The following is a 19,493-nucleotide window of genomic DNA, read 5'->3' on the forward strand; positions in this document are numbered from 1 at the left end:
CGACGTACGGCATTTGACTTTCAAGTATTTCAGACTATCTTTGCAATCAAAATTCAGTTTAAATAAATGCAACGTTTTTATATTAGTTGCGCAATCTAAATATAATGAAATTAGATAGAAAAGAAATACTTAAAGCGCTCGAAACAATTTCAGTTGCTGGAGAAGGTAAAAATATTGTAGAAAGTGGCGCGGTTAAAAACGTAGTAACTTTTGGCGAAGAAGCCGTAATTGATTTGGTACTTACAACACCGGCGATGCACATAAAAAAACGTGCGGAAGATGATATTCGTAAATTAATACACGAGAAATTTTCACCAGACGCGAAAGTCAAAGTAAATATTAAAGTGGAAGCTCCTGAAAAAGCGAACGAAATAAAAGGAAAAGCGATTCCTGGTATTAAAAATATTATTGCCGTTGCTTCTGGAAAAGGAGGCGTTGGAAAATCGACTGTTACAGCAAACTTAGCGGTAACTTTAGCAAAAATGGGATTCTCTGTTGGAGTTTTAGATGCTGATATTTACGGTCCATCGATGCCAATTATGTTTGATGTAGAAACTGCTAAACCGATTTCGGTGATGGTAGATGGAAAATCAAAAATGAAACCGATTGAAAGTTATGAAGTAAAAATTCTTTCGATTGGATTTTTTACAGCACCAAGTCAAGCCGTAATTTGGAGAGGACCGATGGCTTCAAAAGCATTAAACCAAATGATTTTTGATGCAGATTGGGGTGATTTAGATTTCCTTTTAATTGATTTACCTCCAGGAACGGGTGATATTCACCTTTCAATCATGCAATCATTGCCAATTACGGGTGCGGTTGTAGTTTCTACGCCACAAGCTGTAGCTTTGGCTGATGCCAAAAAAGGAGTTTCGATGTTTATGTCGGATTCTATCAATGTTCCGGTTTTAGGAATTATTGAAAATATGGCTTATTTTACACCAGAAGAATTGCCTGATAATAAATATTACATCTTCGGAAAAGAAGGTGCTAAAAACTTAGCAGAGGATTTGAATGTACCATTTTTAGGAGAAGTTCCTTTGGTGCAATCCATTCGTGAAGCGGGAGACTACGGACGTCCAGGAGCTTTGCAATCGGGTTCAGTAGTGGAGAAAGTTTTTGAAGAAATTACTAGAAATGTAGTGCAAGAAACAGTGAATCGTAACGAAGCACTTCCAGCAACTGAAGCAATTAAAATTACAACAATGGCGGGTTGTTCTGCTGTTAAGAAGTAGTTTTTAAGTATTAAGATGTGAGTATTAAGTATCAAGACAGGAAGATAGAAGGATTTAGAGACAAAGGGATTGAAATATTCAATGAAAGTCCTAACTGCCATATTCTAATTCCCAGCTTGTAACCTAGAACCTAGAACGTACAACCTAGAACAAATAAAAATGAATACAGAAGAATTAACTCAGAATATTTTGAAAGCGTTAGACGAAATTCGTCCGTTTTTGAATTCGGATGGTGGTGATATTTCGCTTGTTGGAATTGAAGACGACAAGCACGTTACGGTTCGATTGGAAGGAGCTTGTACTTCTTGCAGTGTCAATCAAATGACATTGAAAGCAGGTGTAGAAACGACTATCAAAAAATACGCTCCGCAAATAGAAACGGTAGTAAACATCGCTTAAGTTTCAATAATTCATAAATTAAAACTGTAGTAGTAACTTGTTTTTAAAGTAAGAACAAGTTGCTAAATACAACTGACAAATATCATATTACAAGCGTGCTTAATTTACGAATTTTGCAGACAATTAAAATACGCTCGATAATTATTCAAAAAATGATACAAACAGATATTCTTATAATAGGTGCCGGTCCAACAGGACTTTTTACTGTTTTTGAAGCCGGATTACTTAAATTAAAATGCCACATTTTGGACGCACTTCCTCAACCAGGTGGGCAGTTAACCGAATTATATCCAAAGAAACCCATTTTTGACATCCCCGGATTTCCTGAAGTTTTAGCAGGAGATTTGGTAGATAATTTGATGGAACAAATCAAGCAATTTCAACCAGGTTTTACACTTGGAGAACGTGCGGAAACCATTGATAAACAAGAAGACGGAACCTTTATTGTAACTTCTGATAAAGGGACTCAGATTCACGCGAATTCTGTTGCAATTGCAGGTGGATTGGGAAGTTTTGAACCTCGAAAACCACTTCTTGAAAATCTAAATTTCTATGAAGATAAAGGAATAGAGTATTTTATCAAAGACCCAGAAAAATTTAGAAACAAACGCGTGGTGATTGCTGGAGGGGGCGATTCTGCATTAGATTGGAGTATCTTTTTATCAAATGTTGCTTCAGAAGTAACTTTGGTACACCGAAGAAATGAGTTTCGCGGTGCTTTAGATTCAGTTGAAAAAGTGCAAGAATTAAAAGACCTTGGGAAAATCCGATTAATTACTCCTGCCGAAGTAGTGGGATTAAAAGGAACAGAACATTTAGAAGGAATAGTTTTGGACGAAAATGGCGCTCAAAGAACAATTGAAACCGATTATTTAATTCCGCTTTTTGGGCTTACGCCAAAATTAGGACCTATTGCAAATTGGGGTTTAGAAATTGAAAAAAACGCAATCAAAGTAGATAATTCATTAGATTATCAAACGAATATACCAGGAATTTACGCCATTGGTGATGTAAATACCTATCCGGGAAAATTGAAATTGATTTTGTGTGGTTTTCATGAAGCAACTTTAATGTGTCAGAGTGTTTATCAACGTATGAATCCAGGAAAGAAATATGTGTTGAAATATACGACGGTTTCTGGAATTGATGGATTTGATGGAACAAGAAAAGAAGCCGAGAAAGCGGTTGTAAAAGCAATTAATTAATATGGCACAAGACGTTAAAATAACCATAATTGACCGCGAAGGTGTTTCGCATGAAGTAGAAGCGCCAACGGATATGAACATGAATATCATGGAATTGGTTCGTGCTTATGAACTTGCTCCAGAAGGAACGATTGGTATTTGTGGCGGAATGGCCATGTGTGCTTCTTGTCAATGTTACGTGCTTAATGACGTGGCTTTGCCCGAAAAAAGTGACGATGAAGAAGCGATGTTGTCAGAAGCATTTAATGTAAAAGAGAACAGTCGACTGGGTTGTCAATTGCATATAACTGAAGATTTAGAAGGATTGAAATTAGAATTGGCTCCTGAATAAAACTGGGATTATTATATAAATAGAAAAGGCGAAAACAATATTGTTTTCGCCTTTTTTGTGCTGCTTTTTTTGAAACTATTTAGCTTCCTTATTTACTTTTGTAATGTATTTTTCAATAGCCATTGTCATTGATGGCGCTTCAGGCGTTGGAGCCATAATATCTACGACCAAGCCGCTATCTAAAGCTTCTTTTTGAGTGGTGCTTCCAAAGACTGCAATTCTAGTGTTGTTCTGTTTGAAATCTGGAAAGTTTTTAAATAATGACTTGATTCCTGTTGGACTAAAGAACACCAAAATATCGTAATAAACATCTGCCAAATCTGACAAATCACTCATTACCGTTTTATATAATGTTGCTGCAGTCCAATTAACTTTAAGGTTGTCTAAAGTTTGTGGTGCATCAGCATTCAATTGATCAGAAGCTGGAAGTAGGAACTTTTCATCTTTGTACTTTTTTATCAAGGAAGATAAATCAGCAAAGTCTTTTTGTCCTACATAAATTTTACGCTTTCTATAGACAACGTATTTTTGCAAATAAAAAGCAACTGCTTCTGATTGGCAGAAATATTTTAAATCTTCTGGAATCTTGTAACGCATTTCTTCAGCTACCCTGAAAAAATGATCCACTGAATTCTTACTTGTTAATATGATTGCAGTGTAATTTTTGAAATCAATTTTTTGAAGTCGAACGTCTTTTGCACTGACGCCTTCCACATGGATAAATGGGCGAAAATCTACTTTTACTTTATGCTTTTGCTGCAGCTCGAAGTATGGTGAATTTTCTACTTTAGGTTCGGGTTGTGACACCAAAATTGTTTTCACTTTCATGTTTGCTTTTTTCTTTTCCGCTATTTTTTTGTAAACCAGTAATAAACGAAATAGTAAGGTGCTATTTCGAGAGTGCAAAGATACAAAATAAAATAAAACAACTTTCCAATTATGAATTTTTGATAAATTTTTAAAGAATTTAGATAACTCAAAATATTTGCTATTAAAACAAAGGAAATTAACACATAAATTACCATTATTGATAGGTTATTCGTATAATAGAGCAACATGTTAATCGGTAACAAGCATAAAGAAATGTAAGTTCTGTAGTTAACTTTCTGTAAATTATACTGCTCAATCAATTCTTCAAAGTCAAAAGCAACGGCTACGATTTTTTCAACTAAAAATTTACCTAATATAAAGACGCTGCAAATAGTAATTAATTGTATAAATAAAACCCAATCGTATTTAGAAGCCAATCCCATGTAGTCTAATATCAATTGAATGAAAAAACTCATGGAAACAAATAGCACAAACATCAGTGCAATATTGAACCAACTCATCAATTGTGAGCTGTCTTTGTAGATTTTATTATACTTGTCAGAGACGATTAGTTTTGAGTAATCGGCAAATCGGTTTTCAAAAGCAGATTTGGTAATTGCAATTACGGCAAATGATAGTACAAATAGGAGGGTAGCCCAATCTTTACTTTGTATAATCCGTTCTTCTCCTAATAGTTCGCTTATCATGGCGCAAAATTAGTGAATTTTTTAATGCTTCAGTATCATTTAGAATGTGGTTTTTGAATGATTTGATGGCTTTAAATGTTAATTAATACTGTTTTATTGGTAGGCATCCGCTTGAAATAGTTTATTTTTGTTGACGAAATTTAGAAACTTATGAATCACGGAATCGTTATCATTCCTACATACAATGAAATAGAGAACATTGAAGGCATCATCAGAGCGGTTTTGTCTTTGCACAAGCCTTTTCATATTCTTGTTGTAGACGATAATTCGCCTGACGGAACCGCAAAAAAAGTGGTTCAGTTGCAACTTGAGTTTCCGGAACGCCTTCATATTGAAAATAGAACTAAGAAGTCCGGTTTAGGAACGGCTTACGTTCACGGTTTTAGATGGGCTTTGGCGCGCGACTATGATTATGTTTTTGAAATGGACGCTGATTTTTCTCACAATCCCCAGGATTTAGAAAAATTGTATGATGCATGTCATTTGGGAATGAAGGACGTGGCCATTGGTTCAAGATACGTAACAGGTGTTAATGTAGTGAACTGGCCGTTAAGCCGTGTGTTGTTATCTTACTTTGCCTCAGTGTATGTGCGATTAATTACTGGTATGGAAATACACGATGCTACCGCCGGATTTATGTGTTACCGCCGAGAAGTGTTGGAAAAAATCAATTTAGACCGCATAAAATTTGTAGGTTATGCGTTTCAAATTGAAATGAAATACCGTTCGTATGCCAAAAAATTTGAACTTTATGAAGTTCCAATAATTTTTACAGACCGCGCTCGAGGTCAGTCTAAAATGAGTGGCGCCATTATCAAAGAAGCTATTTTTGGCGTAATTGCCTTAAGAATAAAAAAAATGTTTAATCGACTATAGAGTTATTATGAGCACAACGTTAATCCGCAATGCGAAGATTGTAAATGAAGGAGTTATTTTTGAAGGAGATGTATTGATTGAAGGACAAATGATTGTGGAAATTGCTTCTCAAATCAGTGCTAAATCATCGTCTACTAAAATTATTGATGCAGAAGGAAATTATCTGATTCCGGGAATAATTGATGATCAGGTGCATTTTAGAGAACCAGGTTTGACACACAAGGGAACTATTTTTACCGAATCTCGTGCCGCTGTAGCTGGTGGAATTACGAGTTTTATTGAGCAACCCAATACCGTTCCCAATGCCGTTACGCAAGAATTATTAGAAGATAAATACAGAATTGCTTCTGAAAAATCCTTTACCAACTATTCTTTCATGATGGGTGGAACAAATGATAATTTGGAGGAAATTATGAAAACCAATCCTAAAAATGTAGCCGGAATTAAATTGTTTTTAGGTTCATCTACTGGAAATATGTTGGTGGACAATGAAGAGGTTTTAGAGAAAATATTTACAAGTACAAAAATGCTAATTGCCGTGCATTGTGAGGACGAAGCTACGATAAAAGCGAATTTGGCTCAATTTACAGAAGAATTTGGTGAAGATATTCCTGTTTCAGCACACCCGAAGATAAGAAGTGCCGAAGCGTGTTATATTTCTTCGTCCAAAGCGGTTGAGTTGGCTAAAAAGACGGGAGCGCGTTTACACGTATTTCATATTTCCACAGCAAAAGAATTGGATTTGTTTACCAATAAAATTCCGTTGGAAGACAAGAAAATCACCGCTGAGGTTTGTGTACACCACCTTTGGTTTTCGGATAAGGACTATGCGGCAAAAGGAAATTTAATTAAATGGAATCCAGCAGTTAAAACTGAAGAAGACCGAGATGCACTTTGGGCAGCTTTATTGGACGACAGAATTGACGTAATAGCTACCGATCACGCACCACATACCTTAGAAGAAAAAAAGCAGAAGTATGCAAAAGCACCTTCTGGCGGACCACTAGTACAGCATGCTTTGCTGGCCATGTTTGAATCCTACCACAGAGGAAAAATTTCCATTGAAAAGATCATTGAAAAAATGGCGCATAATCCTGCAAAATTGTTCAAGATTGAAAAAAGAGGATTTATTAAAGAAGGTTTTTATGCCGATTTAGCAATTGTAAATCCAGGATTACCTTGGACGGTTAACAAAGATAATATAATGTATAAATGTGGGTGGTCGCCTTTTGAAGGCACTACTTTTAAATCGCGTGTAACACATACGTTTGTCAATGGACATTTAGTGTATTCAAATGCTAAAGTAAAGGACATTCACGTGGGAGAACGCTTGACTTTTAACCGCTAAACAAATGTTGTTATGAGAAAATTGCTGCTGTTTTTTTTCTGTGGAATAATGCTTGCAAGTTGCAATTCAAATCCAGTTGAAAAACCAAAAGATGTACTTGATGAAGACCAAATGGTGGCTATTCTATATGATTTATATGTAATTAATGCTATGAAATCCAGTGGTGCGCCATCTTTGAAGGAGAATAATATAACACCTTCAAAATACATTCTTCATAAACATAAAGTAGACAGTCTACAATTTTCGAGAAGCGATCGGTATTACGCAACGGACATTGACGTGTATGAAAATATTTACAAAAGAGTTACTCAAAAGCTGCAAGTCAATAAAGCAGCAGCGGATTCTTTGCTAGTAAAGGAAGGTAAGCAAGATTTGGCCACAAAAGATTCGGCTGCGCTTCCGGAGATCAGGAATACTTTAAAGAATAAGCGAACTGCAAAGAAAGCACTCTTTGTAAAAAAAGACAGTATTAAAAATTAATATTTTTTGGCAATTTGCTCAATAACTTGTTCCATCGGTGTAAAATGAAAGTTGAGTTCTTTTTGGATTTTATCACTAGAATAAACATCCTTTGTATGAACTGACTTGGCAATTGCTTTTGTAAATTGCCTCTTTTGAAAAAATACATTTGCGGCAATCCAATCCCAACGCCAAGCAATTTTTGTCATCCATCGTGTAACTTCTTTTCTTGGAGGTGCCACTTTTAGTTGCTGTGCAATTAGAGTGGTAATGGTTTGATACGAAAGATTTTCAGAAACGACTATGTATCGATCTCCATGAGCGTTGCTGTTCATAAGTTGCATCATACATTTTACTACATCTGAAACGCCAACAAATCCTGTAGTTCCCAAAGCATAATAGTGTAAACCCTTTGCTACTTTTGAAATCAGATTATAGCTACCTTCGTTCCTATTCCAACTTTTAGGAACAGGGCCAAGAATAACACCTGGATTTACAATAAGAATTTCTAGGCCTTCTTGTTGTCCGCGCCAAAGTTCCATTTCTGCACCATACTTAGAAATAGCATAATCACTGTGTGGCTTTTCTGGATTCCAGTCGGTCTCTTCGTTAATGATTTTTCGGCTGTCTGTATTGCGTTCTTTGTAATTGTGTTCGGGCAAATCGCCTAAAGCTGCGATGGAACTTACAAAGCAGATTTTCTTGATGTTTTTTGCTAAGCAAAAGTTGACAATATTTGCTGTTCCTTCGATATTGGTTTTTCGTAATAACTCTTCGTCGCGTGGGTCAAAAGAAATTTTTGCTGCGCAATGATAAACATAATCAATGTTTTCAAATGCTATTTCTAAAGCTGGAATATCCGTAATGTCACCAAGAGTCCAAATTATTTTTGCAAATAATGCCTCTTTACCATACATTTTAAAAAGCGCTTTCGTCTTTTCAATTGCACTTTTTTCTCTGTAAAGTGCCTTAATTGATAAACCGCTTTCTGTAAGATGCAATGCCAAATGTGCACCCAATAATCCTGTAGCTCCTGTAACTAAAATCATAGTAACAAAGATACGTACTTAATCAGATTATTGAATAAGAAGCAGGTGCGAAAGTTTTATTACGTTCAATTTTAAATTGAAATACCACTGCTTATCATCACAGCATCTTAAATGAAAATTGCACTTTAAACAAAAACACTTCCGTTTTACCTCATAAAAAAAAGCACCCGTTGAACTGAGTGCTTTAGTGTAATCTAATTTTGTGAGCTTAACCGTTAATGGCTTCCACTTTGATTTCTTCGTCTTTCAACATGTCTTTTAACATGTTTTCAATACCGCTTTTTAATGTAAATGTGGAGGATGGACAGCCATTACAAGCGCCTTGAAGCACTACTTTTACGCGTTTTTCGATAGGATCGTACGAATCAAATAGAATGTTTCCACCATCTGCCGCTACGGCTGGTTTTACATATTCTTCTAAAATATTAATGATTTTTTGAGAGGTAGTATCCAAATTATCAAAATCATCCAGTTTTTGTTTCTCCACTTTTGGATGGCTAACAATTTTGCTTTCGTCTACAGCCGTTCCACCGTTTTCAATAAATTCTTTAATGAAAGTGCGGAGTTCCAATTGGATTTCAGACCATTCACTCACATCATATTTCGTTACCGACACATAATTTTCATCAATGAAAATTTCTTTTACAAAAGGAAATTTGAACAATTCTTTGGCTAATGGTGATGCCGCTGTATCGTCGATATTTTTGAATTCTAAAGCTGTTTTAGTCAATCCTCTGCTTACTACAAATTTTAAAACGCTTGGATTTGGCGTCGTTTCACCATAAACTGTAGCGGGCATTTTTTGAGAAGCTTGTTCAGGAGCGTTCAATACGATGCCGCCAGTATTCACAAAATCATTGATTTGTTCTGCAACAGCATCTTTAACATCATCCCACTCCACTATGTTGTAACGTTCAATAGCAATAAAATTTCCTGAAATATATACTGCTTTGACAAAAGGGAGGTGAAATAATTTCTGGGCCAACGGAGAAGCAGTTGCGTCATCAATGTTTTTAAACTCGTAGCTTACATGATTGGCGATAAAATCCGGGAATTCAAATTTTAAGATAACAGGATTCTGCGTTTCTCTTATTATAACATTTATCATGATATTTGTATTTTTTGCGAATTTAACAAAGTTATCTTACACGAAATATTATATTTGGATTTTAATACTTTAATTAACATATTTTTAAACGTATTGAGTATTTTTTGTTCTCCTTCTAAATTTTGACTTTTATGAAAAGAATTCTACTTCTATTTTTATTATTAATTTCTTCCTATGTAAGCTTCTCGCAAGCTGACATAACGGTGACCAATACCGATGGATTTACTGTTTTTATTCCAGGTGTAGCTAGGGTCTACACGGTAACAGTAACCAATAATGGTCCAATGGCTGCCGAAAATTTAGTGGTTCAAGGTACTTTAACTGCAGGTATTGATTTGGCAAATGTTACCTGGTCTGGAAACAACAGCACGTCGGGAACTGGAATTTTAAATGCAACAATTGCTACGATGGCGGTCGGATCCACTGTAATCTATACCGTAAACGTTCCTGTCCCATCCAATTTTAGTCAGACTACAAATTTAGTACACCAAGTTTCCACAAGTAGTACGACAACGGATCCAGATCCGAGTTGTATTGCCTGTACAGATACTGATACGCCAACTCCGTTTGCAGACTTGGTAACAGTTAAAACAAACAATCAAACCCAATATTTAGTTGGAGAAACAACCGTATACGTAATCACGGTTAACAATATTGGACCAAGTGATGCTGTTAATGTAAATGTAAGTGATGCCATCCCAGTGGGATTGAACCCTTCTCAAATGTCATGGACAAGTAGTACGGGTGCGTCGGGAACAGGAGCTTTAAATCAGACCGTTCCTGCTTTGCCTGTTGGTGAAACGTTGACGTATAATGTGTCTATTGCAGTTCCTACTAATTATTCAGGAAATTTAATAAATCAAGTTATTGTAAGCAGTGGTACAACAGATCCAGAGATCAATTGTCCTGCTTGTATTGATGTGGATACGCCGCTACCGGATTTTGTAACAATTGATAGTAGTACGTATACTACACAACAACTTATTAAAGACGTATTGATTAATGAACCTTGCGTTCAATTGTCAAATTTCACCTCGTCTGCAACTACAAATGCAGCAGCTGCAGCAGGTTTTGGAGCCTTTAAACGAAATAACTCTAACTTTCCATTTAAGGAAGGAATTATAATCCGTTCTGGGAATGCAAGTTTTACCGAAGGTAAATATACCGGAGCTTCAACCGGTAGCACTGGATCTAATCAATCTGATCCAGATCTTGATGTAATCAACGGTAACTCATCTTCAAGAGATCGGTCTTTTGTAAAATTCAATTTTGTGCCAACTGTTCAAAATTTCAGTTTTAATTTCTTATTTGCTTCAAATGAATATGGTACCTTCCAATGTAGTTTTGGAGATACTTTTGCCTTCATATTAACAAATTTAAGTACCGGAGTTTCTAGCAACTTAGCAATTGTGCCAGGTTCGGTTAACGCTGCAAATCCAAATGGAACAAGAGTTTCTGTAGTTACGATCCGTGATGCGGCTAATAATGGGGGCTGTAGTAGTGTGAATCCTCTATTCTTTGAACGTTTCAACGCGACTGGAACGGGTCCTAATGCTGGACCTGCGAGTTCTGCTATAAATATGAGAGGCCAAACGGTTTCCATGACCGCTTCAGCAGATGTTATACCAGGAACAGAATACAGTATTAAATTGGTGATAGCGGATCACAATGATACAGCTTTTGATAGCGCAGTTTTTTTAGAAGCAGGAAGTTTTGTAATCGGTGGCCCAAGGATTACGGGAACTGGAATATTTACTTCTGGAACCGAATTTACAGGTGATGAAGCATTTTGTGAAGGAGCACCACAAATGATTCAAGCTGGTACAGGACCCGTAGCGGGTGTAACCTATTCTTGGTTTAAAGATGGCGTTCTAATTGCAGGAGCAACCAGTTATAATTTGGAAGTTACTGAAGCTGGAACGTACACAGTTATTTTTTCTTACGGAAATGGATGTCAACAAAGCGATGATGTAATTATTGAATTCAAACCTACTGATTTTCCTTTAATGGAAGACGCGGATGACTTGTATGTTTGTAACTCTGCAACTCCAACTTTTAATTTGACTTTAAATGCGCCAATAGTTATGGCTGCATATGATGTAAATGATTTTGACACATATTACTATACTAGTTTGGCTGCTGCGCAAGATCCCGTTGGTGTTGCAATTCCATCAAGTCAGGTAGCTGCTTATCCCGGTATAGATGGACAACAAATCTGGATGAAAATGGTCAATATTTTCTCAGGTGGAAATTGTGATCCAATCAAAACATTTAAATTATTTTTAACGGCAGCGCCATCAGGTGCGTTCTCTTATGCAGATGATGATGGTGAGCCCGGTTTTTGTATAAACTCAAATAATAATTTACTGCCGACTTTGCTTGACTTAAGTGCAGGAGGTTCCTATTCTGCTGAACCAGCTGGATTAACTATTGATCCTGATACTGGAGCACTAGACTTAACTACAAGTTCTGCTGGAACCTATTTAGTTTCTTACATTTTTAATGCCTCAGGATGTGATCCATTTACGGCTACAACAACAGTAATAGTAGACGATTGCTTGGCAACGGTTGCTTCTAACTCCGGAAATGTGTGTCAAGGAACGCTTACATTTGGCTTATCTGCAACACCTGCAGGAGCAGGTGCTACATACGAATGGAAAGACTACAATGGAGTGGTTATTTCATCAGAGCAATTCCCTATGAACGTGCCCGTTCCAGGAGCTGCGGGATCTTATATTTATAGTGTAGTTGCATCATTAAATGGGTCGAGTTCTGACGTTTCCACTACTACTATAGTTGTACATCCGACACCTACAGCAAATTTTGTGTCGGTTTCCTCTACAATTTGTACTAATTCTTCCCTTACTATAATTTTCAGTGGAACTCCTGGAGCGATCATTAGCTTTACAGATGGTGCCACTACGTATCAAGTTACTATTGACGGAAGTGGAAGTGGCCAATATTTAACGTCAGTTTTAGCTACTGATACTACATTTACTTTGGTAAGTGTAATAGGGACAACCGTACCGGCTTGTTCAGCAAATCTAACTGGATCGATATTAATTTCGGTAGGATTGCCAACTGCAACAATAGTCGGATTTACGGAAGCAGTAATTTGTTCAGGAACAGAAACTGGTTTAGCGATTCAAGGAACACCTGGATCAACAGTAACGTATACAAAAGATGGTGTAGTGCAACCAACGGTACTTATAGGTGCAGCTGGTACAGCTACGATTCTAACAGGAGTACAAACAGTTACTGCAACAACTACATTTACATATGAGTTGACAAATGTAGTAAGCAACAGTACGCCTCCATGTTCAGATGCAATTACAGGACAAACAGCAAATCTAACGGTTAATGCTTTGCCAACGGCAACATTTACGGCAACAACAGCATCAGTTTGCGAAGGAACAGCGGCGATTTTGAATTTCATAGGAACGCCAAATGCAGCGGTAACCTATAGCAATGGAACCACTGAATTTACAGTAGTATTAAATGCAACAGGAACTGCAACAGTAACAACAGATTTTCTTTCTGTAGATACGACCTTTACTTTAATTAAAATTGAAGTAACCAATACAGTTCTTTGTTCAAACACTCTATCTGGAACAGTTCCTATTACAATTGACAAAAATCCAGCAATCACAGTACAACCGATTGGAGTTACAAAATGTGTTGGAGAATCCGTAACATTTACGGTAGCGGCAACAGGAGCTAATTTAACGTATCAGTGGTTTTTTAATGGAGTTTCAATAGCAGGAGCAACAAATGCTTCATATACAATTGCAACTTTAGCTACAGCAAATGATGGGGATTATACCGTTGAAGTATCAGGAACTTGTGGAACAAAAGTTGTTTCTGATCCAGCAGTTTTAGTTATGACAGAAGAAACAATAATCACTGTTCCACCCGTGGTTTCTCAAACAGTATGTGAAGGAGATTTAGTTACCATCAGTGTTACTGCAACAGGAACTAACTTGACATACCAATGGTTTAAAGGAGCTACAGCAGTTGCAGGAGCAACAAGTTCAACTTTAACCATTGCAACTGCAACACCAGCAAATGCAGGAATTTACACTTGTGTAATTACAAATCCATGTCAAGTAGTAACAACTACCACATCAGAATTGATTGTAAATACTTTACCAGCAATTGTTACCCAACCTGTAGGAAGTACTATTTGTGAAGGAACGGGAATCAATTTAAGTGTTACAACTACAGGAACAGGATTAACGTACCAGTGGTTTTTAAACGGAATAGCGATTCCAGCAGCAACAACGTCAACGTATGCAGATGCATCAGTGAGTTTAGCTGAAGCAGGAAACTATACCGTAGTAGTGAGCGGTTCTTGTAACCCAGCAGTTACTTCATCGGCAGCTGCCATAGTAGTGAACCAACCGGCAACAATAACGATACAGCCCGTTCCTAATACGACAGTTTGTTCAGGAACGCCAGTAATGTTAAGTATCGTTACTAATGGTGGAACAGGAGTAACATACCAATGGTTTCAAGGAGCAACAGCAATCCCTGGAGCAACGGCATCGACTTATACGATTGGGTCATCAATAGTAGCAGATTCAGGAAACTATACGTGTCAAGTAACAGTAGCTTCTTGTGGAACAATTACTTCAGAGGTTGCTGTAGTAGTTGTAAACCAAGCGCCAGCAATTACAAATCAACCACAGGATAAAGAAATTTGTGTAGGACAAACAGCTACTTTTAATGTAGTGGCAACAGGAACTAATTTGACCTACCAATGGTTCAAAGGAACCACAGCAATTGCAGGAGCAACGGCAAGTACCTACAGTATTGCAAACGCAACGGAAGCAGACAGCGGTGATTTTTATTGCGTCATTACAAGTGCATCTTGTCCAGATATTCAAACTACAACAGTAACCTTATTAGTTAAACCGCTACCTTTTGCAACCATCGCAGCTGGAAATCCATCCACTATTTGTGCAGGAGAAAGTACACAAGTTCTTTTTACAGGAACAGCTGGAGCAGTAGTAATTTATACTATAAACGGTGGAAGTCAAGAAACCATTACATTAAATGGAGCAGGAAATACGATTTTGCCTACTGGAATTTTAAATAAAACAACGGTTTACACATTAGTGAGTGTAACTTATACAGGAGCAGACGCATGTTCACAAGCGTTAGTAGGTTCAGTAACCATCAATGTAAATCCATTACCAAAAGTAGCGTTGGAAGACGGTAAAATTTGTGTAGATCTAATAACATTGGCAACAACAAGAAACTACTTGTTAAACACAGGATTAAACGAAGCAGAATTCACCTTTGAATGGTCTGATGTTAGCGGAATCATACCTTTGGCAACAAACAGTTTCTACGATGTAAGTGTAGCAGGTCAATACAGTGTAACTATTACAAATATCATCACAGGATGTCAAGCTACAGCCTTTGCCACCGTGGGTGAATCCTCCCCTCCAACAGATTTTGATTATACGGTAAGTGGTTTCTTTGCAAATAATCCAACAGTGGTTATTACCGCATCACCAGCAGGAAATTACGAGTATCAATTGGATTTCGGTCCTTTCCAAGAAAGTAACATTTTTGACAACATTTCAGCAGGAACGCATACAATTACAGTTCGTGATCCAGAAGCTTGTGATGTCTTGACCAAACAAGTACTGATTGTAGATTACCCACGTTACTTTACACCAAATGGCGATGGAATAAATGATACATGGAATATTCCGTCAATAAATGGTATTTCTTTCACAAAAATTTATATATTTGACCGATTCGGAAAATTAGTTAAAGAGATGACTGCGTCAGGATCAGGGTGGGACGGAACCTATAACGGTCAACAACTTCCTGCTACAGATTATTGGTTTACATTAAATTACCAAGAAGATACTATAAATAAAGAGTTTAGAGCACATTTTTCATTAAAACGTTAACCCCAATGAATTTTAAAAAACGATATTTAGTACTATTATTGTTCATATCACAGATTTCATTTTCGCAAGAAGGAATAGCATTATATTCTGATTATTTGTCAGATAATTACTATTTAATCCATCCCTCAATGGCTGGAGCAGCAAACTGTGCAAAAGTGCGGGTTACGGCTCGTCAGCAATGGTTTGGAAATGATAACGCACCTGCGTTGCAGACGGCCAGTTTCAATGGACGAATCGGAGATCAATCTGGAGCTGGAATTATTTTGTTCAACGATGAGAATGGATACCACTCTCAAAGAGGTTTTAAAGTGACTTATGCACACCATATTATGTTTTCTAGATCTGATGTGGATTTGAATCAACTTTCATTTGGTATGAGTGCTGGTTTAGTACAAAGCCAATTGGACCAAAGTGAATTTGAAGGTTTCGATCCAATTGTGGATGGCGCCATTCAAAAGGATTCTTACTTCAATGTAGATATAGGTGCATCTTATAATTATTTGGAGTTTTACACACACTTTACTGTAAAAAATGTTTTGGCTAGTAAAAGAGATATTTACACAGAAGTAGAATCGGATAACTTGAGAAAATACATTTTGAGTGCTGGTTATGTTTTTGGTGATAGTGAAAAATTGCAGTGGGAACCTTCTGTTTTGTTTGCCTATACAGATCAGACCAAAGAAAAATTAGTTGATTTAAATCTTAAATTATACAAAGATTTTGACTTTGGAAAACTTTGGGGTGGATTGTCTTACAGAAGAAGTTTCGATGCTACGCAATACTTAGATAATGGAACAGTAGAAACACAGCGTTTACAATACATCACACCTATAGTTGGTTTGAATTATAAAAACCTGGTTTTTGCTTATACATACTCACACTTAGTTGGTGATGTAAAGTTTGACCAAGGTGGTTTTCACCAAATTACTTTAGGGATCAATTTATTCTGTAAAAGAGAGAAGTGGGATTGTAATTGTCCTGCAATTAATTAAGAATTTATTTTATTATAATGTAAAGTCCCGCTATTTGGCGGGACTTTTTTAATTCAAATTAGTATGGTTATAAAAGCAGTAAATGGCAAGTCGCCTAGTATTCCTTCGGATTGTTACGTAGCAGAAAATGCTACAATTGTGGGCGATGTTTCTTTTGGATCCGAATGCAGTGTGTGGTTCAATGCAGTTATTCGTGGCGATGTGAATCAAATATCATTTGGTAATAAAGTAAATATCCAAGATGGAGCGGTAATCCATTGCACGTATCAAAAGCACGCTACTGTAATTGGAAATAACGTTTCTATAGGTCACAATGCCATCGTACACGGTTGTACAATCGAAGATAATGTGCTAATTGGAATGGGTGCCATCGTAATGGACAATTGTGTGGTAAAAAGCAACTCAATTATTGCTGCGGGAGCTGTGGTTACTCAGAATACAGTGGTGGAATCGGGTGTGATTTATGCAGGCGTTCCAGCCAAAAAGGTAAAGGAAATCAACCAATCAAATTTTGCTGGAGAAATTGATCGTATAGCCACTAATTATGTAATGTATTCCAGTTGGTTTAAGGAAGTTGCGGAAGAGTAATTAAAATTAACAATCTCTTTCTATAACGTCATATGAATGGATCAGAACTGCTTTTAAGACATCGGAACTACTATTGGTTATAAATTGATGGTACGGCGTCTTAGAGGCGCTGAAGCCAATTTTTGATTCTAAAATGAATTGAGTTTGTCTAGCTACTGCTTCTCCAGAATCAATGATTTGAATGGTTTTTGGTAAAATCTTTTTGATTTGCGGAATTAAGTAAGGGTAATGACTACAGCCTAAAACCAAGTAATCAATATTGGCATCCATCATGGGTTGAAGATACGAATTAAGCAATTCATACATTTCCACTGAATCTATTTTTCCGTCTTCAATTAGTTGAACCAAGCCAAAACCGACTTGTTCTACAATCTTTACATTTTGGTATTTCAAGACCGTTTCGTTAAAAAGTGCGCTGTTCAAAGTTCCTTTTGTGGCTAAGATGCCAATCGTTTGGGTTTTAGATTTGAGTGCAGCAGGTTTAATTGCAGGTTCAATTCCGATAAAGGGAACATTATATTGAGCGCGTAATTCTTTTATTGCATTAGTGGTGGCAGTATTGCAAGCTACCACAATTAATTTGCAATCGCGCTCTAAAAGTAATTCTACGTTTTTACAACTTAGGGCGATAATTTCCTCTTTTGATTTCTGTCCGTAAGGAGCATTTTTGCTATCGGCTAGATAAATGCTGCTTTCATTGGGCAAAAGTTGATGTATGGCTTTCCAAATAGAAGTGCCGCCAATTCCAGAATCAAAAAGTCCAATGGGATTATCATTTGTCATGAAGCAAATATAAAAAAAAACTGCTCAAGCTATTTAAAACTTGAGCAGTGATTGTATGTGATAATGTAAATATTAAAAACCTAAATCCTTTTTAACATCTGCGGTAAGATCCGTTCCGTCTGCATAGATAAAACTAGCTGAATCTGAAACGTATTGGAAACCTTTAGCACGACCTACTTTTTCAATCGACGTTTTGATTTTTAACTGGATTGGTTTCATCAAATCCATTTGTTTAGTTTGCAACTCTTTTTGAGCAGTCTGACCAAATTCCTGAATTCTTTTTTCCATGTCTTCTACTTCTTTCTGACGATCCAAATTGATTGCTTCAGATACAGTTTCAGACTCAGATGCATATTTTTGCAAACGCGTTTGCAATTCATTTCTCATTGTTGTAAAATCAGCCTCGTACGTCTTAGTGATTTTTTCAATCTGTTTTTGTGCATCAAGCACAGCTGGCATTTTAGTCATAAGTTCCTCAACATTTACGTGAGCTATTTTTGACTGAGCGTTTACTTGGTTGGCTCCAAAAAACAAAACAGCGGCAAGTAGTAAGGTTTTCAATTGTTTCATCATTATAAATATTAAAGTAATTAATTAATTTTTGTTTCTATTCTTGTTTGTTACTTATTTCGTTGGTGGCGTAGGTGTAGTGGTACTGTCCTTTGCCTTTTTTGCGTCTTCTCGATCTTTAATGGTTTTTGCTTTTTTATCAGCTAAAGCTTGGCGTCGTTCATCCATTTCTTTTTTCTTTGCAGCAATTGCTTCCTTCCGCTGCGTTTCTTTTACAGAGGCTGCCGATGGTTTATTTTCAGTCGGAGCTTTTTCTGCTTTGTCTTCCGGAGCCGAAGTTTCTTCTTCCGGTTTATTTGCTGGACTTGCAGGTATTGTTACTCCATTTCTTTTGTCAATAATAGCTTGTCTCTTTGCGGCAGCTTCTGCACGTTTAGCATCTGCTGCAGCTTTACGATCAGCTAAAAGCTTTTCACGATCAGCGGCTTTAGCGCTAATTAAACTGTCTCTTGCTGCTTTCTTATCGTCCAAAATCTTTTTTCGTATGGCAAAATCAGAATTGGCATCCTCAACATCTTCTTTATATTCCTTAATTGCTTCTTCCTTCAATTCGCTTTTGCTCAACTGACTTCTCTTAGATGTTCTACTCAATCTTCGAACAACCAAATCACTAATGTCAAATTGCTTTGCAGCAAATATCATTGTTAGATCAGACGACTTGTCAAACACGAAATCATATCTCTTTTGCTCCGCAATATCTTGCACTGCTGTAAAAACTTGATCTTGTATAGGTTTAACCAATACCGCTTTTTGTACAATCAAATCACCATTTGGACCAAATCGCTTTTCTTGAAAAGCCATCAATTCACTCTCTTGAAATAGAATTTCTTCTTCGCGTTCTTCTATTAATTCTTTGGTCAAAAGTACGCGTTCCGTTTTAAGCGATTCTTTCAGTTTGTCTATTTCAGTAGTTTTTGCACTGATTTCTTGTTTCCATTTCTGGGCTTTTTGCTCTAATGCGTTTTTGGCTTCTGTATAATCAGGCGCATTTTGCAGAATATATTCCATGTCAATGTATCCAATACGCAAACCACGAACCACTTGGGCTTGTATGCTGCAAGTGAATGCAAACAAAATCACTAAAATTATATGTTTCTTCATAATTT

Annotated in this window: 17 protein-coding genes; 10 read left to right on the plus strand and 7 right to left on the minus strand. The window is 36.8% G+C overall.

Translation table 11 applies throughout. The features are described 5' to 3' along the window. The first annotated feature begins 104 nt into the window (after positions 1–104). From H602_RS0117285 to H602_RS0117300, 4 genes are all read left to right on the plus strand, one after another. Positions 105–1,235, plus strand: coding sequence for an Mrp/NBP35 family ATP-binding protein (locus H602_RS0117285; protein ID WP_026979146.1), 1,131 nt, complete (start codon positions 105–107; stop codon positions 1,233–1,235). A gap of 159 nt (positions 1,236–1,394) precedes the next feature. After that, positions 1,395–1,634 carry a NifU family protein gene (locus H602_RS0117290; protein ID WP_026979147.1) on the plus strand — a complete coding sequence of 80 codons (240 nt, stop codon included), beginning with the start codon at positions 1,395–1,397 and terminating at the stop codon, positions 1,632–1,634. A 152-nt stretch (positions 1,635–1,786) separates the two neighbouring features. After that, positions 1,787–2,839 carry an NAD(P)/FAD-dependent oxidoreductase gene (locus tag H602_RS0117295; RefSeq protein WP_026979148.1) on the plus strand — a complete coding sequence of 351 codons (1,053 nt, stop codon included), beginning with the start codon at positions 1,787–1,789 and terminating at the stop codon, positions 2,837–2,839. A 1-nt stretch (position 2,840) separates the two neighbouring features. Then, positions 2,841–3,170 carry a 2Fe-2S iron-sulfur cluster-binding family protein gene (locus H602_RS0117300; RefSeq protein WP_026979149.1) on the plus strand — a complete coding sequence of 110 codons (330 nt, stop codon included), beginning with the start codon at positions 2,841–2,843 and terminating at the stop codon, positions 3,168–3,170. Between the two features lie 75 nt (positions 3,171–3,245). Here H602_RS0117300 and H602_RS0117305 read toward each other — a convergent pair whose 3' ends face one another. Both H602_RS0117305 and H602_RS0117310 read right to left on the minus strand, forming a co-directional pair. Beyond that, entirely contained in the window at positions 3,246–3,998 is a 753-nt protein-coding gene (locus H602_RS0117305; protein ID WP_026979150.1) for a uroporphyrinogen-III synthase, read from the minus strand. Between the two features lie 20 nt (positions 3,999–4,018). Then, positions 4,019–4,687: a DUF4271 domain-containing protein gene (locus tag H602_RS0117310; RefSeq protein WP_026979151.1), complete on the minus strand. Its 669-nt coding sequence runs from the start codon at positions 4,685–4,687 to the stop codon at positions 4,019–4,021. Positions 4,688–4,837: 150 nt separating this feature from the next. Between H602_RS0117310 and H602_RS0117315 the strand changes: the two genes are divergently transcribed. Genes H602_RS0117315 through H602_RS0117325 form a run of 3 tightly spaced genes read left to right on the plus strand, consistent with a single transcriptional unit; the run spans position 4,838 to position 7,391 of the window. Continuing rightward, positions 4,838–5,563: a polyprenol monophosphomannose synthase gene (locus H602_RS0117315; RefSeq protein ID WP_026979152.1), complete on the plus strand. Its 726-nt coding sequence runs from the start codon at positions 4,838–4,840 to the stop codon at positions 5,561–5,563. 7 nt (positions 5,564–5,570) lie between these two features. After that, positions 5,571–6,911 (plus strand): dihydroorotase, encoded by a 1,341-nt coding sequence (locus H602_RS0117320; RefSeq protein WP_026979153.1) that lies wholly within the window; start codon positions 5,571–5,573, stop codon positions 6,909–6,911. A gap of 12 nt (positions 6,912–6,923) precedes the next feature. Further along, positions 6,924–7,391, plus strand: a complete 468-nt coding sequence (locus H602_RS0117325) for a DUF4296 domain-containing protein (protein WP_026979154.1) — start codon at positions 6,924–6,926, stop codon at positions 7,389–7,391. Here H602_RS0117325 and H602_RS0117330 read toward each other — a convergent pair. Together H602_RS0117330 and H602_RS0117335 are read right to left on the minus strand one after the other, a co-directional pair. Beyond that, positions 7,388–8,419 carry an NAD-dependent epimerase/dehydratase family protein gene (locus tag H602_RS0117330; protein WP_026979155.1) on the minus strand — a complete coding sequence of 344 codons (1,032 nt, stop codon included), beginning with the start codon at positions 8,417–8,419 and terminating at the stop codon, positions 7,388–7,390. The two genes, H602_RS0117325 and H602_RS0117330, sit on opposite strands and share 4 nt — an antisense overlap. A gap of 208 nt (positions 8,420–8,627) precedes the next feature. Continuing rightward, positions 8,628–9,527 (minus strand): NifU family protein, encoded by a 900-nt coding sequence (locus H602_RS0117335; protein WP_026979156.1) that lies wholly within the window; start codon positions 9,525–9,527, stop codon positions 8,628–8,630. A gap of 131 nt (positions 9,528–9,658) precedes the next feature. Between H602_RS0117335 and H602_RS19520 the strand changes: the two genes are divergently transcribed. The 3 genes from H602_RS19520 (at position 9,659) to H602_RS0117355 (ending at position 17,034) form a co-directional block, all read left to right on the plus strand. Next, on the plus strand, positions 9,659–15,454 hold the full coding sequence (locus H602_RS19520) for a choice-of-anchor L domain-containing protein (RefSeq protein ID WP_051224638.1): 5,796 nt from the start codon (positions 9,659–9,661) through the stop codon (positions 15,452–15,454). Positions 15,455–15,459: 5 nt separating this feature from the next. Continuing rightward, the gene (locus H602_RS0117350) at positions 15,460–16,446 is read left to right on the plus strand and encodes a PorP/SprF family type IX secretion system membrane protein (protein WP_026979157.1); all 987 of its coding nucleotides are present in this window, start codon (positions 15,460–15,462) and stop codon (positions 16,444–16,446) included. 63 nt (positions 16,447–16,509) lie between these two features. Continuing rightward, positions 16,510–17,034 carry a gamma carbonic anhydrase family protein gene (locus tag H602_RS0117355; RefSeq protein ID WP_026979158.1) on the plus strand — a complete coding sequence of 175 codons (525 nt, stop codon included), beginning with the start codon at positions 16,510–16,512 and terminating at the stop codon, positions 17,032–17,034. A 6-nt stretch (positions 17,035–17,040) separates the two neighbouring features. On the opposite strand, the gene murI is transcribed toward H602_RS0117355, so the two are convergent. The 3 genes from murI to H602_RS0117370 form a co-directional block, all read right to left on the minus strand. Then, positions 17,041–17,817 carry a glutamate racemase gene (murI, locus tag H602_RS0117360; protein WP_026979159.1) on the minus strand — a complete coding sequence of 259 codons (777 nt, stop codon included), beginning with the start codon at positions 17,815–17,817 and terminating at the stop codon, positions 17,041–17,043. Positions 17,818–17,889: 72 nt separating this feature from the next. Next, the gene (locus tag H602_RS0117365; RefSeq protein WP_026979160.1) at positions 17,890–18,387 is read right to left on the minus strand and encodes an OmpH/Skp family outer membrane protein; all 498 of its coding nucleotides are present in this window, start codon (positions 18,385–18,387) and stop codon (positions 17,890–17,892) included. A gap of 54 nt (positions 18,388–18,441) precedes the next feature. Continuing rightward, complete coding sequence (locus H602_RS0117370; RefSeq protein ID WP_026979161.1) at positions 18,442–19,488, minus strand: OmpH/Skp family outer membrane protein; 1,047 nt, start codon at positions 19,486–19,488, stop codon at positions 18,442–18,444. Positions 19,489–19,493: the final 5 nt, after the last annotated feature.

The organism is Flavobacterium tegetincola DSM 22377 (genome assembly GCF_000425485.1).
In the GTDB taxonomy this organism is placed as follows: domain Bacteria; phylum Bacteroidota; class Bacteroidia; order Flavobacteriales; family Flavobacteriaceae; genus Flavobacterium; species Flavobacterium tegetincola.